Raw genomic sequence first — 584 nt, 5'->3', positions numbered from 1 at the left:
CCGCCGTGCCCCCGGGCGTCAGCGTGACGCGGCTCGGGTTCACCTTGTCCTTGAACGCCTTCAGGGCGGCGATCGCCGTGTCCGGCTTGTCGGTCAGCGCCCCGGCCGCCTCCAGGTCACCCTTGGCCCAGGCCTCCAGGAACGCCTTGCCGCCGGCCGCGGCCAGGTCGGCGGCGGGTGCCTCGGCGACCACGGTCCGCACCTTCGGCGTCTTGGCTTCGTTACCGGTCATCGCGTCGTACACGTTGTACGCACCGAATCCGGCGACACCGACCAGTGCCGTGCAGACGGTGGCGATGCCTATCTTGGCGCCCTTGTTCATGGTGCGGAATTCCCCCGGTGGTCATCCCACAGTAGGTGGGGGAACTCCGTGCACCTGCCATCCCCGGGGCAGTTGTGACGTACCTGGTACACAGTGGCGACCGGTGCGTCAGACCCAGCTGGTGAACCACATCCGGGCCCGCCAGTCCTCCAGCGGGATGGTCTGGCCGGTGTAGATCGGCAGGAAGTAGAGGAAGTTCCACATCACCAGCAGCACCAGCAGCCCGCCCGCCGTACCGCCGATCACCCGCCGGTCCCGGGAG

1 pseudogene is annotated in these 584 nt (G+C 68.7%); it reads right to left on the bottom strand.

From position 1 onward, the window contains the following. A pseudogene (locus ABD323_RS44185) lies at nt 1-322 on the bottom strand (hypothetical protein); the annotation flags it as partial. Between the last annotated feature and the right edge of the window lie 262 nt (nt 323-584).

Source organism: Kitasatospora nipponensis, assembly GCF_039528135.1.
GTDB lineage: Bacteria > Actinomycetota > Actinomycetes > Streptomycetales > Streptomycetaceae > Kitasatospora > Kitasatospora nipponensis.
The sequence above is the reverse complement of the archived record's forward strand: the minus strand, read 5'-3'. Positions and strand labels throughout refer to the sequence as shown.